The 13,337-nt window shown below is 71.2% G+C and carries 9 protein-coding genes; 4 read left to right on the forward strand and 5 right to left on the reverse strand.

Features of this window, described 5'->3' with window-relative positions; genetic code table 11:
* The first annotated feature begins 56 nt into the window (after positions 1 to 56).
* Positions 57 to 707: an NAD(P)-dependent oxidoreductase gene (locus ACFY0I_RS24400; RefSeq protein ID WP_388899525.1), complete on the forward strand. Its 651-nt coding sequence runs from the start codon at positions 57 to 59 to the stop codon at positions 705 to 707.
* A 112-nt stretch (positions 708 to 819) separates the two neighbouring features.
* Here the strand turns inward: ACFY0I_RS24400 and uvrA are convergent, their stop codons facing one another.
* Positions 820 to 3,897 (reverse strand): excinuclease ABC subunit UvrA, encoded by a 3,078-nt coding sequence (uvrA, locus tag ACFY0I_RS24405; protein ID WP_388899528.1) that lies wholly within the window; start codon positions 3,895 to 3,897, stop codon positions 820 to 822.
* A gap of 186 nt (positions 3,898 to 4,083) precedes the next feature.
* Here uvrA and ACFY0I_RS24410 point away from each other — a divergent pair, with 186 nt between their 5' ends.
* The 3 genes from ACFY0I_RS24410 (at position 4,084) to ACFY0I_RS24420 (ending at position 7,052) form a co-directional block, all read left to right on the forward strand.
* Positions 4,084 to 4,812, forward strand: coding sequence for a maleylpyruvate isomerase family mycothiol-dependent enzyme (locus tag ACFY0I_RS24410; RefSeq protein ID WP_388899531.1), 729 nt, complete (start codon positions 4,084 to 4,086; stop codon positions 4,810 to 4,812).
* 71 nt (positions 4,813 to 4,883) lie between these two features.
* Positions 4,884 to 5,540: an MBL fold metallo-hydrolase gene (locus ACFY0I_RS24415; protein WP_388899534.1), complete on the forward strand. Its 657-nt coding sequence runs from the start codon at positions 4,884 to 4,886 to the stop codon at positions 5,538 to 5,540.
* 132 nt (positions 5,541 to 5,672) lie between these two features.
* The gene (locus tag ACFY0I_RS24420) at positions 5,673 to 7,052 is read left to right on the forward strand and encodes an MFS transporter (protein ID WP_388899537.1); all 1,380 of its coding nucleotides are present in this window, start codon (positions 5,673 to 5,675) and stop codon (positions 7,050 to 7,052) included.
* 16 nt (positions 7,053 to 7,068) lie between these two features.
* Here the strand turns inward: ACFY0I_RS24420 and ACFY0I_RS24425 are convergent, their stop codons facing one another.
* From ACFY0I_RS24425 to uvrB, 4 genes are all read right to left on the reverse strand, one after another.
* The gene (locus ACFY0I_RS24425; RefSeq protein WP_388899540.1) at positions 7,069 to 8,058 is read right to left on the reverse strand and encodes a TerC family protein; all 990 of its coding nucleotides are present in this window, start codon (positions 8,056 to 8,058) and stop codon (positions 7,069 to 7,071) included.
* 247 nt (positions 8,059 to 8,305) lie between these two features.
* Positions 8,306 to 10,330 (reverse strand): TerD family protein, encoded by a 2,025-nt coding sequence (locus ACFY0I_RS24430; protein ID WP_388899543.1) that lies wholly within the window; start codon positions 10,328 to 10,330, stop codon positions 8,306 to 8,308.
* Positions 10,331 to 10,371: 41 nt separating this feature from the next.
* Positions 10,372 to 10,950, reverse strand: a complete 579-nt coding sequence (locus ACFY0I_RS24435; protein WP_281208937.1) for a TerD family protein — start codon at positions 10,948 to 10,950, stop codon at positions 10,372 to 10,374.
* A gap of 88 nt (positions 10,951 to 11,038) precedes the next feature.
* Positions 11,039 to 13,183, reverse strand: a complete 2,145-nt coding sequence (gene uvrB, locus ACFY0I_RS24440) for an excinuclease ABC subunit UvrB (protein ID WP_388899546.1) — start codon at positions 13,181 to 13,183, stop codon at positions 11,039 to 11,041.
* Positions 13,184 to 13,337: the final 154 nt, after the last annotated feature.

Raw genomic sequence — 13,337 nt, forward strand, 5'->3', positions numbered from 1 at the left:
GGGGTGAGTGAATACTCACCCACCCATGAGGTCCGCGATGCGATCGGGAGTCCCGCATGAAGCTCACGGTGTTCGGAGCCACGGGCGGCGTCGGCCGCGAGGTGGTCCGGCAGGCGCTCGCCGCCGGCCACGAGGTCACGGCCGTCGTCCGCGACGCGGCCCGGCTGGGGGTGCCGGCCCACGACCGGCTCCGGGTGGCCGTCGTGGCCGACCTGACCGACGAGGCGGCGCTGGAGCCCGTACTGACGGGCCGGGACGCGGTGGTGTCGGCGCTCGGCGCCGCGAGCAACAAGCAGGCGCGGCTCACCCCCGTCGCCGGTCCCGCCATGGGCGCCGTGGTGCGCGTGATGGAGCGGACGGGGGTCGACCGGTTGTCGGCGGTCAGCGCCGCCCCGCTGGGACCTGAGTGCCCCGAGGACGGCGCGCTGCTGCGGGTGGCGCTCCACCCGATCCTGCGGCGCGTCCTGCGGGACGTGTACGCGGACCTCGCGGTCATGGAGGCCGCCATCGCCGCGAGCGCCGTCCGGTGGACGGTGGTCCGGCCGCCGCGGCTCCTCGACCGTCCCCGCACCGGGAGCTACCGGCGGGCCCTCGACGCCAACGTGCCGGGCGGGAAGGTCATCGCCCGCGGGGACGTCGCGGACGCCCTGCTGAGCACCCTGACCGACCCCTCCACCGTCGGCCACGCCCTGGGCATCGCCGACTGACCCGGGCCACCACCGGATCGCGGCGGGCTCCCGGCCTGCACCGACAGGGCGCGCAACGGGGCGGGGCCCCGGCCGTGATGGCCGGGGCCCCGCCCCGTTGCGCGCCCGACCGCTACGCCTTGCGGGCGCGCGTCGCCTTCTTCGCCGGGGCCGCCTTCTTCTCGGCGGCGGCCTTGCTCGCCGCCGTCCTGCCCGCCGCGGCCTTGGCCGCCGTCGACTTGCTCGCCACCGTCTTGGTCGCCGCCGCCGTCTTGGTCGCCGCCGCCTTCTTGGCCGGGGTCGCCTTCTTCGCGGCCGCCTTCCGCGCCGGGCGGGCCGGTGCGATCGAAGCAGCGGCGTCGGACACCCGGTCCGCGCCCAGGATGTCCCGGAGGAACTTGCCGGTGTGGCTCGCGCCCACCGACGCGACCTGCTCGGGGGTGCCCTCCGCGACGACGAGGCCGCCGCCGTAACCGCCTTCGGGGCCCATGTCCACGACCCAGTCGGCAGTCTTGATGACGTCCAGGTTGTGCTCGATGACGATCACCGAGTTCCCCTTGTCCACCAGACCCGACAGCACCTTGATCAGCTTCGAGATGTCCTCGAAGTGCAGGCCGGTCGTCGGCTCGTCCAGGACGTACACCGTCCGCCCCGTGGAGCGCTTCTGCAGCTCGGACGCCAGCTTGACGCGCTGCGCCTCACCGCCCGACAGCGTCGGCGCGGACTGGCCGAGCCGCACGTACCCGAGACCGACCTCGTTGAGCGTCTTCAGGTGGCGCGCGATGGTCGGCACCGCCTCGAAGAAGCCGAGGGCCTCCTCGATCGGCATGTTCAGGACCTCGGCGATGGACTTGCCCTTGTAGTGGACCTCCAACGTCTCCCGGTTGTACCGGTCGCCGTGGCACACCTCGCACGGGACGTAGACGTCCGGCAGGAAGTTCATCTCGATCTTGATCGTGCCGTCGCCGGAGCAGTTCTCGCACCGACCGCCCTTGACGTTGAAGGAGAAGCGCCCCGGCAGGTAGCCGCGGACCTTCGCCTCCATCGTCTCCGCGAAGAGCTTGCGCACGTGGTCGAAGACACCCGTGTACGTGGCCGGGTTGGACCGCGGGGTCCGGCCGATCGGCGACTGGTCGACGTGGACGACCTTGTCGACCAGGTCGTCGCCCTCCACCCGGGTGTGACGCCCCGGTACGGATCGGGCGCCGTTCAGCTCCCGGGCCAGGTGCGTGTACAGGATGTCGTTGACCAGCGTCGACTTGCCGGAGCCCGAGACACCGGTGACCGCGGTGAGCACGCCCAGCGGGAAGGACACGTCGATGTCCCGCAGGTTGTTCTCCTTGGCCCCGTGCACGGTCAGCCTGCGCCCCGGGTCCACGGGGCGCCGGATGTCCGGCAGCGGGATGGAGCGCTTGCCCGACAGGTACTGCCCGGTCATCGACTCGGGGTTCTTCAGCAGGTCCTTCAAGGAACCGCTGTGCACCACCTTGCCACCGTGCTCGCCGGCGCCCGGGCCGATGTCCACGACCCAGTCGGCCACCTTGATGGTGTCCTCGTCGTGCTCGACGACGATCAGGGTGTTGCCCATGTCCCGCAGCCGTACCAGCGTCTCGATCAGCCGGTGGTTGTCGCGCTGGTGGAGGCCGATGGACGGCTCGTCCAGCACGTACAGCACGCCGACCAGACCGGAGCCGATCTGCGTGGCCAGCCGGATGCGCTGGGCCTCGCCGCCCGACAGGGTGCCGGCGGCGCGGTTCAGCGAGAGGTAGTCCAGGCCGACGTCGACGAGGAAGCGCAGCCGCTCGTTGACCTCCTTGAGGACCCGTTCGGCGATCTTCTTGTCGCGGGCGTCGAGCCGCATCTGCCCCAGGAAGTCCGCGCACTCGCTGATCGACATCGCGGCGACCTCGGCGATGGACTTCTCCATCACCGTCACCGCGAGGACGATCGGCTTGAGGCGGGTGCCCTCACAGGTCGGGCAGGGCACCTCGCGCATGTAGCCCTCGAAGCGCTCGCGGCTGGCGTCGCTCTCGGACTCCGCGTGCCGACGCTTGACGAACGGCACCGCGCCTTCGAAGGCGGTCGTGTACGCGCGCTCCCGCCCGTACCGGTTGCGGTAGCGCACCTCGATCTGCGTCTTGTGCCCGTAGAGCAGGGCCTTCTTGGCGCGCAGCGGCAGCCCGGCCCAGGCGATGTCCGTCCGGAAGCCGAGCTCGCCGGCGAGCGCGCCGATCAGCCGCTGGAAGTAGTCCTTGGTGTGGCCGAGGGACCACGGCGAGACCGCGCCCTCGTCGAGCGACTTGTCCTCGTCCGGAATGATCAGCTCCGGGTCCACCTCCATGCGGGTGCCGATGCCCGTGCACTCCGGGCAGGCGCCGAAGGGTGAGTTGAAAGAGAAGGAGCGCGGCTCCAGCTCCTCGAAGGAGAGGTCGTCGTACGGGCAGTAGAGGTGCTCGGAGTACATCCGCTCGCGCTCGGGGTCGTCCTCGGCGAGGTCGACGAAGTCCAGGATCACCATGCCGCTGGAGAGCCCGAGCGCGGTCTCGACGGAGTCCGTGAGCCGACGCTTGGCACCGTCCTTGACGGTGAGGCGGTCGATGACCACCTCGATGGTGTGCTTCTCCTGCTTCTTCAGCACCGGCGGCTCGGAGAGCTGAATGGTCTCCCCGTCCACCCGCGCCCGGCTGTAGCCCTTGGTCTGGAGGTCGGCGAAGAGGTCGACGAACTCGCCCTTGCGCTCGCGGACCAGCGGGGACAGCACCTGGAAGCGACTGCCCTCGGGCAGCGCGAGCACCTTGTCGACGATCGCCTGCGGCGACTGCCGCGAGATCGGCCGGCGACACTCGGGGCAGTGCGGCTTGCCGATGCGGGCGAAGAGCAGGCGGAGGTAGTCGTAGACCTCCGTGATCGTGCCGACCGTGGACCGGGGGTTGCGCGAGGTCGACTTCTGGTCGATCGAGACGGCCGGGGAGAGGCCCTCGATGAAGTCGACGTCGGGCTTGTCCATCTGCCCGAGGAACTGGCGGGCGTACGAGGACAGCGACTCGACGTAGCGGCGCTGCCCCTCGGCGAAGATCGTGTCGAAGGCGAGGGAGGACTTCCCCGAACCGGAGAGTCCGGTGAAGACGATGAGCGCATCACGGGGGAGGTCGAGCGAGACGTTCTTGAGGTTGTGCTCGCGAGCGCCACGAACGATGAGACGGTCGGTCACGCCGGTCCGCACCTTTCTTGAGAGAGCGGGGGCACGGCCCCCGTCCCAGGGTATGGGGGACGCCGCTGCGATGGACTTGGTCCTTGAGCTTCCGAGCGTATAGCACGCACATTCGATTTACGGCACTCGGAAGACCGCTTCACCCGATCGTGTGGCCCGGGATCCCGGGCCACTAGGCTCGGTTCCATGACTGATCATGTGCACGACCTGCGATCTGTACGTGAAGCCACGGACCGGCTGCTGACCGCGGTCGCGAAACTGGACAACGCCGCCCTCGCCGAGGAGTCACACCTCCCCGGCTGGACCCGTGGCCACATCCTGGCCCACCTCGCGCGCAACGCGGACGCCCTCGTCAACGTTTTCGAAGGGCGCCCGATGTACGAGAGCGCCTCCGCGCGCGACGCGGACATCGCACGCGACTCCGGCCGGCCCCTGGAAGAACACCTGACGGACCTCCGTGATTCCGGGTCCGCCTTCCTCGCCACCACCGAGCCCGACCAGGACTGGTCCCGCACGGTCGAGCTGCGCAACGGCGTCACCGACCTCGCCGCCAACGTGCCCTTCCGCCGCCTCGTCGAGGTCGAGCTCCACCACGTCGACCTGAACATCGGCTACGGGCTCGGCGACCTCCCGGCGGAGTTCACCGACCGCGAGATCACCTTCCTCGCCGACCGCTGGTCGGGCCGCCCCGACGTCCCGCCGGTCACCCTGCGGCTCGGGTCCGAGAACCCCGAGAACGCCGAGAGCCCCGAGAGCCCCGCCCCCACCTGGCACACCGGTGGCACCGAGGGCACGCCCGTCGTGCTGACCGGCACCGGCGACGCGCTGCTCGGCTGGCTCGCCGGTCGCGGGGACCGCGGCGCTCGCCTGACCGTGCTCGAGGGCGGCCGGCTCCCCGAACTCCCGCCGCTCTAGACCCACACCCCGAGGGCGGCCGGCTCCCCGGGCTCCCGCCGCCCCGGGTCCACACCCTTAGGATCGAGAACATGACGTACAGCGGAGCGGTCAAGGTCGGCGGTCCGGCCGACGTGCACGAACTCGCGGACCTGATGATTTCCAAGGTCGCGGTGGGCCCGATGAACAACAATGCCTACCTGCTGCGCTGCCGGGCCACCGGCGAGCAGCTGCTGATCGACGCGGCCGCCGAGGCGGACACGTTGCTCGGCCTGATCGGTGACGACGGCATCGCGTCCGTGATCACCACCCACCGGCACGGCGACCACTGGGGCGCGCTCGCGCCGGTGGTCGAGGCCACCGGGGCGCGCACCTACGCGGGCGCCTTCGACGCCGAGGGCATCCCCGTCGGCACCGACGTCCCGGTCCGGGACGGTGACACGATCAAGGTCGGCCGGGTCGAGCTGACCGCGCGCCACCTGGTCGGACACACCCCCGGCTCGATCGCGCTGGTCTACGACGACCCGCACGGCCACCCGCACGTGTTCACCGGCGACTGCCTCTTCCCGGGCGGCGTCGGAAACACGCACGGCGACGCGCAGGCCTTCACCCAGCTCCTCGACGACGTCCAGCACAAGCTCTTCGAGAAGCTGCCGGACGAGACCTGGGTCTACCCGGGCCACGGCAACGACACCACCATCGGCGCCGAGCGGCCGCACCTGGCCGAGTGGCGCGAGCGCGGCTGGTAGCGCCCGGTCGCCGACGGCCGACCGCACCGCGAGACACCGGCGGCCGTCAATCTCGTGAGGCGATGCACTCCTTCCGGTCGATGATTCCCGAACGCATGTCCTGGGGGTGCGGGGTGGGGTAGTTGCTGCACCATGCGACACCACCCCTCCCCGCTCCCCTCCCCCACCGGCGGCGGCGGTCCGCCGTCGATGCTCAGGCTCGCCTCGGCGGCCCTCGCCGGCACCGCCATCGAGTTCTACGACTTCTTCGTCTACGGGACCGCCGCCGCCCTCGTCCTCGGGCCGCTCTTCTTCCCGTCCTTCTCGCCGCTCGCCGGCACCCTCGCCGCCTTCGCCACCTTCGGCGTCGGCTTCCTGGCCCGCCCCCTCGGCTCGGCCGTCTTCGGCCACATCGGCGACCGCTACGGACGCCGCCCGGTCCTGCTCGGCTCGCTGCTGCTCACGGGCCTGGCCACGGTGGCCGTCGGCTGCGTGCCCTCGTACGCCTCGATCGGCATCGCGGCGCCCCTGTTGCTGGTCCTGCTGCGGTTCGTGCAGGGGTTCGGTCTCGGCGGCGAGTGGGGCGGGGCGGTCCTGCTGACCGCCGAACACGCCCCGCAGGACCGGCGCGGACTGTGGTCGAGCTTCCCGCAGATCGGCCCGGCCGTGGGCTTCCTGGCCGCCAACGGACTGATGCTGGCGCTGTCCGGATCACTCAGCGACGCGCAGTTCGCCGCCTGGGGGTGGCGGGTTCCGTTCTGGGCCGCCGGGCTGCTCGCGCTGGCCGGGTTGTGGCTGCGTCGCTCGGTCGAGGAGACCCCGCAGTTCCGCGCGCTCGCCGAGACCGGCCGGCGGGCCGAGGCGCCGCTGACCGAGGTCGTACGCGGCCACTGGCGGCTGCTCCTGCTGACGGGCGGGGCCCTGGCGGTCGCGTACGCCGTCTTCTACGCGGTCACCACCTGGGCCCTGGCCTACGCGACGACGACCCTGCGCGTGGACCGGACCGTGATGCTGGCCTGCGTGATGGTCGCGGTCCTCGTGATGGGCCTGGCCACCCCGGTGATGGCGGTGCTCGGCGACCGCTGGGGGCGCCGGCCTCTGTGCCTGGCCGGCTGCGCGGCGAGCCTGCTGTGGATGGGGCCCTTCGTGGCCCTGCTGCGGACGGCGGACCCGCTGCTGATCACGCTGGGCTGCACGGTCGCGCTGCTGGGGATGGTGGCGATGTTCGCGGTGGTGGGCGCGTACCTGCCCGAGCTGTACGCGCCGCGGATCCGCTGCACGGGGGCCGCCGTCGGCTACAACCTGGGCGGGGTGCTGGGCGGGGCGCTGACGCCCGTGGTGGCGACGGCGCTGGCGGACGGTTCGGGTCCACCGTGGGCCGTCGCGGTGTACCTGACCGCCATCGCGCTCGTCAGCCTGGGCTGCTTCGCGCTGCTGCCGGAGACGAACCCGGCGGTGGCGGGGCCGCGCGGGGGTGCGGGCGCGGTGGCGCGAACGGAAACGGGGGCGGCCGAAGCGGCCGCCCCCGTGTAGCCCCGTAGGGCCCGGGTTACGCGTCGACGCTCTTGGTCTCCGGGTCGGCGGCGGCCTCGGCCGCCGCCTGCTTCTTCGAGGCGATGAGGCTGGTGATCGTGGTGATCACCAGGACACCGCAGATGACGCCCAGCGAGACCGGGATGGAGATCTGCGGGACGTGCACCCCGGACTCGTGGAGGGCGTGCAGCACGAGCTTGACGCCGATGAAGCCGAGGATGATGGACAGGCCGTAGCTGAGGTGGACCAGCTTCTTGAGCAGGCCGCCGATGAGGAAGTACAGCTGGCGCAGCCCCATCAGGGCGAAGGCGTTGGCCGTGAAGACGATGTACGGGTCCTGGGTGAGGCCGAAGATCGCGGGGATCGAGTCCAGCGCGAACAGCACGTCGGTGGTGCCGATGGCGAGCATGACGACCATCAGCGGGGTCAAGATGCGCTTGCCGTTGCTCCGGATGAAGAGCTTCGTGCCGTGGTACCGGTCGGCGACGCCGAACTTCTTCTCGACGGACTTCAGGAGGCGGTTCTCCTCGAACTCCTCGTCGTCCTCGTCCTTGCGGGCTTCCTGGATCAGCTTCCACGCGGTGTAGATCAGGAACGCGCCGAAGATGTAGAAGACCCAGGAGAAGCTGGCGATGATCGCGGCGCCGGCGGCGATGAAGATCGCGCGCAGCACCAGGGCGATCAGGACGCCCACGAGCAGCACGCGCTGCTGGAGGTGGGAGGGGACCGCGAACTTCGCCATGATCAGGACGAAGACGAAGAGGTTGTCGACGCTCAGGGACTTCTCGGTGATGAAGCCGGCGAAGAACTCCTGCGAGGCCTGGCCGTTGCCGAAGAACCACAGGCCGAGGCCGAAGAGCGCGGCGAGGACGATCCAGACGATCGTCCAGGTGCCCGCTTCCTTGATCGAAACGTCGTGCGGTTTGCGGCCGATGAAGAAGTCGGCGCCGATGAGCAGGGACAGACCAAGAATGGTCAGGACCCACAGGGTCCAGGAAACTTCCACGGTGAACACGCCTCCGGCGGATGGCTCAGCACTTCGTCAGCGTCATCGCTGCCGGAGGTCTCTTCCACCCTGACGACCTGGAGGCCGCGGGCCGACGCCCCGGGACCGACTGCGCTGGTGATCCGCAGTGGTCCGTATTGACGGGCACGCCGTAGCAGGAAAGCAGGAATACTCCCCTCCGCATGAACCAGAGTACCCGGCCCTCCCCGAAAGGTAAAAGGAATGCCAAGAGCTGGTCAGCGGCTGGTCATCCCCGGGGTCGTCGCGCCCGCACCATCCGCTCCAACGCCTGCTCCATGACCCGGCTGCCCCGGGGCGGGAAATCGGGTGCGAAGGTCCAGGCGTGCTGCACCCACGGGTCGGCCAGGTGGTTGTCCGGCACGGGTGACAGCCGCATCAGCGACCGCCACAGCGGGTCCAGCAGCGGCCCGTACGCCGAGGCCTCGTCCCGGTCCGCCACCATCAGGAGGTGCACTCCGACGGCCGGTCCCTCGTCGGCCAGGTAGCGCAACTGGGTGACGGCGCGGTCGTCGAAGCCGTGGGGGAAGTCGTGGACGACGAGCAACTGCTCGGCCCGGTCCACATCCGGCGGCAGCTCCTCCGGCGCTCCGGCACGCAGGGCCATCTGGACGAGGTCCACCCGGCGGGTCAGCTGCGCGAGCGTCCGGGTGACCCCGGCCGCTCCGGCCGCCGGCGGCGAGGCCAGGACCCCGGCGTTCACCAGCGGGGCCAGCGAGGCCGCGCCCGCCCCGGCGGCGTCGATGACGTGGAGGGAGAGGCGGCCGGCGGGCTGGACCGCGAGCAGTCGCACCATGTGGGCGACGGCCATGTCCATGGCGGCGCGGCGCAGCCGGTCGGTGTCCATGGCCATGGCGGCCTCGGAGCCGGTGCGGCCGTTGTCGATCCACAGGCCTCGCTCCAGCGGGAACCGCATCAGCATGGGGATCCGCAGGTCGGGCCGCTCGGGCAGGCTCAGGTCCCCGAGGCGCAGGGCGAGCGGGCCCTCCTCCGGGACGAGCCGGCCGTGCCAGACCGGGTTGTCCCAGCGGGCGTACGCGGCCGGCAGCGCGGGTTCGACCACCTCCAGCTCGGCGGCCAGCTGGACGAGGTCCCGGTCGAGCACGGCGCGGGCCTGGGCGACCAGCTCGTCGCGGCGGGCCCGGGCGGTGTCGCGTGCGGCGTCGCCGGAGCCGCCGAGGCGGTGGCGGGGGTCGGACAGGGCGTCGTCGAGTTCGCGGTCCAGCCGTGACTCGGCGAAGTCGACGGCGCCGCGGTAGGCGGCGACGGTACGGGCCAGGTCCTCGAACATCCCCCAGACCTGGTTGTAGAGCCGCTCCTCCATGGACCAGCCGGCGGCGTCCCCGGCGACGGGGCTCGGTGTCTGTCCGGGCTCCGCGGCCGGCGCCGGGCGGGGAGCGGGTTCGGGCGGCTCCGTGCTGGTGCGGCGGCGGCGCGGGTGGGCGTAGTCGATGGTGGGCGGCCCCGAGAGGGTGTCGCCGGGGGCCGGCCCCGGGCCGGGCGTGCCGGCGTACGGGGCCGCGGGGGCGGGCAGCGGGTCCGGCGGCACGGGGGCGGGCGGGACGGGCGCCGGGACGGCGTCCTGTGGCCCGGTGTCCCGAAGGAGCGGATCCTGGAGGGCGGTGTCCCGGGGCAGGGCGTCCCCCGGCCCGCCCAGGTCGCGGACCTGGGTGGGCATGGTGGCCAGGGTGCGGTCGGCGTCGTCGAGCGGGGCGGTGGCCCCCAGGACGGCCGCGGCCAGCGCGGCGGCCTGCGCCTCGGGCAGTCCGCCGTCGGCGAGCAGGGTGGGCAGGCCCGTGGCGTACCCCTGGCCGACGGCCCGGACCTTCCAGGCGCCCTGGCGCCGGTACAGCTCCAGGGCGACCACGGCCGTCTCGGCGTCGAGCCCGGTCAGGGTGAAGCAGGCCAGCTCGACGCCGCCCTCGGCGGCGACCGCCACGTAGGGGGCCGGGACCGCGCCGAAGCGGACCGCGCCGCCCGGCGGCAGGGCGAGGACGACCGCGACCCGGTGGACGTCGGCGTCGACCGCGTCCAGATCGACGGTGAGGGCGTGCCGGTCCGCGGCGGCCCCGGGGACGCCCAGTCCGGGTCGGGCCGGGGCGGCCGGGTGCGCGAGCGCCCCCGGGCCGGCCAGCCGGCCCTGCTCGTCCGCGAGCGTGGCCAGGGCCAGGACGGGCGCGCCCGCCGAGACCCTGACCTCCACGCGGCTCCGGGACACGGGGTGGTTCTGCCCCCGGACCAGTTCGGCCGTCATCGTGCAGCCCCTCCCCCGTGCCTTCTTCGTACTCGCGGTGCTTACAGGTGCGGCAGGATCGCCGGCATCAGGTCCTGGAAGGTCCGGCCGTTGGCCGGGTTGCCGAGGGCCGTCATCTGCCAGCCGGTGCCGGCCCGGGACACCTTCGCCATGATCTGCGCGGTGTACTGGCCGCCGCCGTCGAGGGTGTAACGGGCCAGTTCCTGGCCGTTGGTCTCGTCGACGATGCGGCAGAACGCGTTCTGCACTTCCTGGAAGGTCTGGCCGGTGAACGAGTTCACCGTGAAGACGATCTGGTCGATGTGCACCGGCACGCGCTGGAGGTCGACGAGGATCGCCTCGTCGTCCCCGCCCTGCCCGACGCCGCCGACGAGGTTGTCGCCGGTGTGCCGGACCGAGCCGTCGTCGCTCTGGAGGTGCCGGAAGAACACCACGTCGACGGGCTGCTTGTCGGCGAAGAGCACCGCCGACGCGTCCAGGTCGATCTCCCGGGTCCGCGAACCGAACAGTCCCCGGCGCTTGGCCGCCTGCCAGCCGAGGCCCATGCGGACCGCGGTCAGCGTGCCGCCGTCCGCCTTCTGCAGACTGATGGCCTGACCCTTGGTCATGTTGACCGTCACGCGCTGTCCCCTCTCCATAGCCCGCCCCGATAACGGGTGCGCAGCGTGTACCTGCGGCTGAGACCCAACCCTACTGACCGCCCCCGGGTCAGGCGAGACCCGCTTCCTTCATCTGCCGAAGCTCCTTCTTCAGCTCCCCGACCTCGTCCCGCAGCCGGGCCGCGACCTCGAACTGGAGCTCGGCCGCCGCGCCCCGCATCCGGTCGGTCATCTGCTCGATCAGCGCGGCCAGTTCCGCGGCCGGACGGTCGGTGAGCACCTCGGCGCCCTTGGCACCCTTGCCGCCCTTCGCGCCCTTGCCGGGGGCCGCCTTGCCGCCCAGCGCGGGCACGGGCGCCTTGGCCCCCTTGCCCTCCTTGGCCTGCCGGTATCCGGTTCCGAGGAGCTGCTCGGTGTCCAGTTCCTCGCGGGCGATGGTGGCGACGATGTCGTTGATCTTCTTGCGCAGCGGCTGCGGGTCGATGCCGTTGGCGGTGTTGTAGGCGATCTGCTTCTCACGGCGCCGGTTCGTCTCGTCGATGGCCTTCTCCATCGCCGGGGTCATCTTGTCCGCGTACATGTGGACCTGACCGGAGACGTTGCGGGCCGCGCGGCCGATCGTCTGGATGAGGGAGGTCCCGGAGCGCAGGAACCCCTCCTTGTCGGCGTCGAGGATCGCCACGAGCGACACCTCGGGCAGGTCGAGGCCCTCGCGCAGCAGGTTGATGCCGACGAGGACGTCGTACTCGCCGGCGCGCAGCTCGCGCAGCAGCTCGATGCGGCGCAGGGTGTCGACGTCGCTGTGCAGGTAGCGGACCTGGATGCCCAGTTCCAGGAAGTAGTCCGTGAGGTCCTCGGACATCTTCTTGGTGAGGGTCGTGACCAGGACCCTCTCGTCCTTCTCGACGCGGGCGCGGATCTCGTGCACCAGGTCGTCGATCTGACCCTCGGTGGGCTTGACGACGACCTCGGGGTCGATGAGGCCGGTGGGACGGATGATCTGCTCGACGAAGCCGTCGCCGCGCGAGAGCTCGTACTTGCCCGGGGTGGCCGACAGGTAGACGGTCTGGCCGATCCGCCCCTGGAACTCCTCCCACTTCAGCGGCCGGTTGTCGAGCGCGGACGGCAGTCGGAAGCCGTGGTCGACCAGGGTCCGCTTGCGGGAGGCGTCGCCCTCGTACATGGCGCCGATCTGCGGAACCGTGACGTGCGACTCGTCGATGACGAGGAGGAAGTCCTCGGGGAAGTAGTCGATGAGGGTGTTGGGGGCGGAGCCGCGCTCGCGGTCGTCCATGTGCAGCGAGTAGTTCTCGATGCCGGAGCAGGACCCGATCTGGCGCATCATCTCCAGGTCGTAGGTGGTGCGCATGCGCAGCCGCTGGGCCTCCAGCATCTTGCCCTGCTTCTCCAGCTCCGCCAGGCGCTCGGTCAGCTCGGCCTCGATGCCGCGGACCGCCTTCTCCATGCGCTCGGGGCCGGCGACGTAGTGGCTGGCGGGGAAGACGTACAGCTCGCGGTCCTCGCTGATGACCTCGCCGGTCAGCGGGTGCAGGGTGGAGAGGGCCTCGATCTCGTCGCCGAACATCTCGATGCGGACGGCGAGTTCCTCGTAGACCGGGAAGATCTCGATGGTGTCGCCGCGCACCCGGAAGGTGCCGCGGGTGAAGGCGACGTCGTTGCGCGTGTACTGGATGTCGACGAAGCGGCGCAGCAACTGGTCCCGGTCGATCTCCTCGCCGATCTTGAGGGAGACCATCCGGTCGACGTACTCCTGCGGGGTGCCGAGGCCGTAGATGCAGGACACGGAGGCGACGACGATCACGTCGCGCCGGGTCAGCAGCGAGTTCGTCGCGGAGTGGCGCAGCCGCTCGACCTCCTCGTTGATCGAGGAGTCCTTCTCGATGTAGGTGTCCGACTGCGGTACGTAGGCCTCGGGCTGGTAGTAGTCGTAGTACGAGACGAAGTACTCGACGGCGTTGTTCGGCAGGAGCTCGCGGAACTCGTTCGCCAGCTGGGCGGCGAGGGTCTTGTTCGGCGCCATCACCAGGGTCGGGCGCTGAAGCTTCTCGATCATCCACGCCGTGGTCGCCGACTTGCCGGTGCCGGTGGCACCGAGCAGGACGACGTCCTTCTCACCTGCACGGATGCGCTTCTCCAGCTCGGCGATGGCCGCCGGCTGGTCGCCACTGGGCTGGTAGGGGCTGACGACCTCGAAAGGCGCCACCGTGCGTTCGATCTTCGATACGGGCCGCATGGGTCAACCGTACGGCCCCCCACCGACAGGCAGCGCGGGTCTGGTCCGTTTGTCGTAGTTCGGTGGCGCCGTGGCGATCTTCGACCCCATGATCGCCGTGAAATCGGCCCCGCGCGGCACGCCCCCGCAACGTCTGCCGCCCCGCTCCCGTTTG

The sequence above is a fragment of the Streptomyces sp. NPDC001568 genome, from assembly GCF_042893755.1.
Taxonomy (GTDB): Bacteria; Actinomycetota; Actinomycetes; order Streptomycetales; family Streptomycetaceae; genus Streptomyces.

Bases quoted from the DNA above. Each gene is read 5' to 3' on its own strand.
- ACFY0I_RS24430 (WP_388899543.1), bottom strand. From the start codon at position 10,330: ATGACGGCCGAACTGGTCCGGGGGCAGAACCACCCCGTGTCCCGGAGC.
- ACFY0I_RS24415 (WP_388899534.1), top strand. From the start codon at position 4,884: ATGACGTACAGCGGAGCGGTCAAGGTCGGCGGTCCGGCCGACGTGCAC.
- ACFY0I_RS24410 (WP_388899531.1), top strand. From the start codon at position 4,084: ATGACTGATCATGTGCACGACCTGCGATCTGTACGTGAAGCCACGGAC.
- ACFY0I_RS24420 (WP_388899537.1), top strand. From the start codon at position 5,673: ATGCGACACCACCCCTCCCCGCTCCCCTCCCCCACCGGCGGCGGCGGT.
- uvrB (WP_388899546.1), bottom strand. From the start codon at position 13,183: ATGCGGCCCGTATCGAAGATCGAACGCACGGTGGCGCCTTTCGAGGTC.
- ACFY0I_RS24400 (WP_388899525.1), top strand. From the start codon at position 57: ATGAAGCTCACGGTGTTCGGAGCCACGGGCGGCGTCGGCCGCGAGGTG.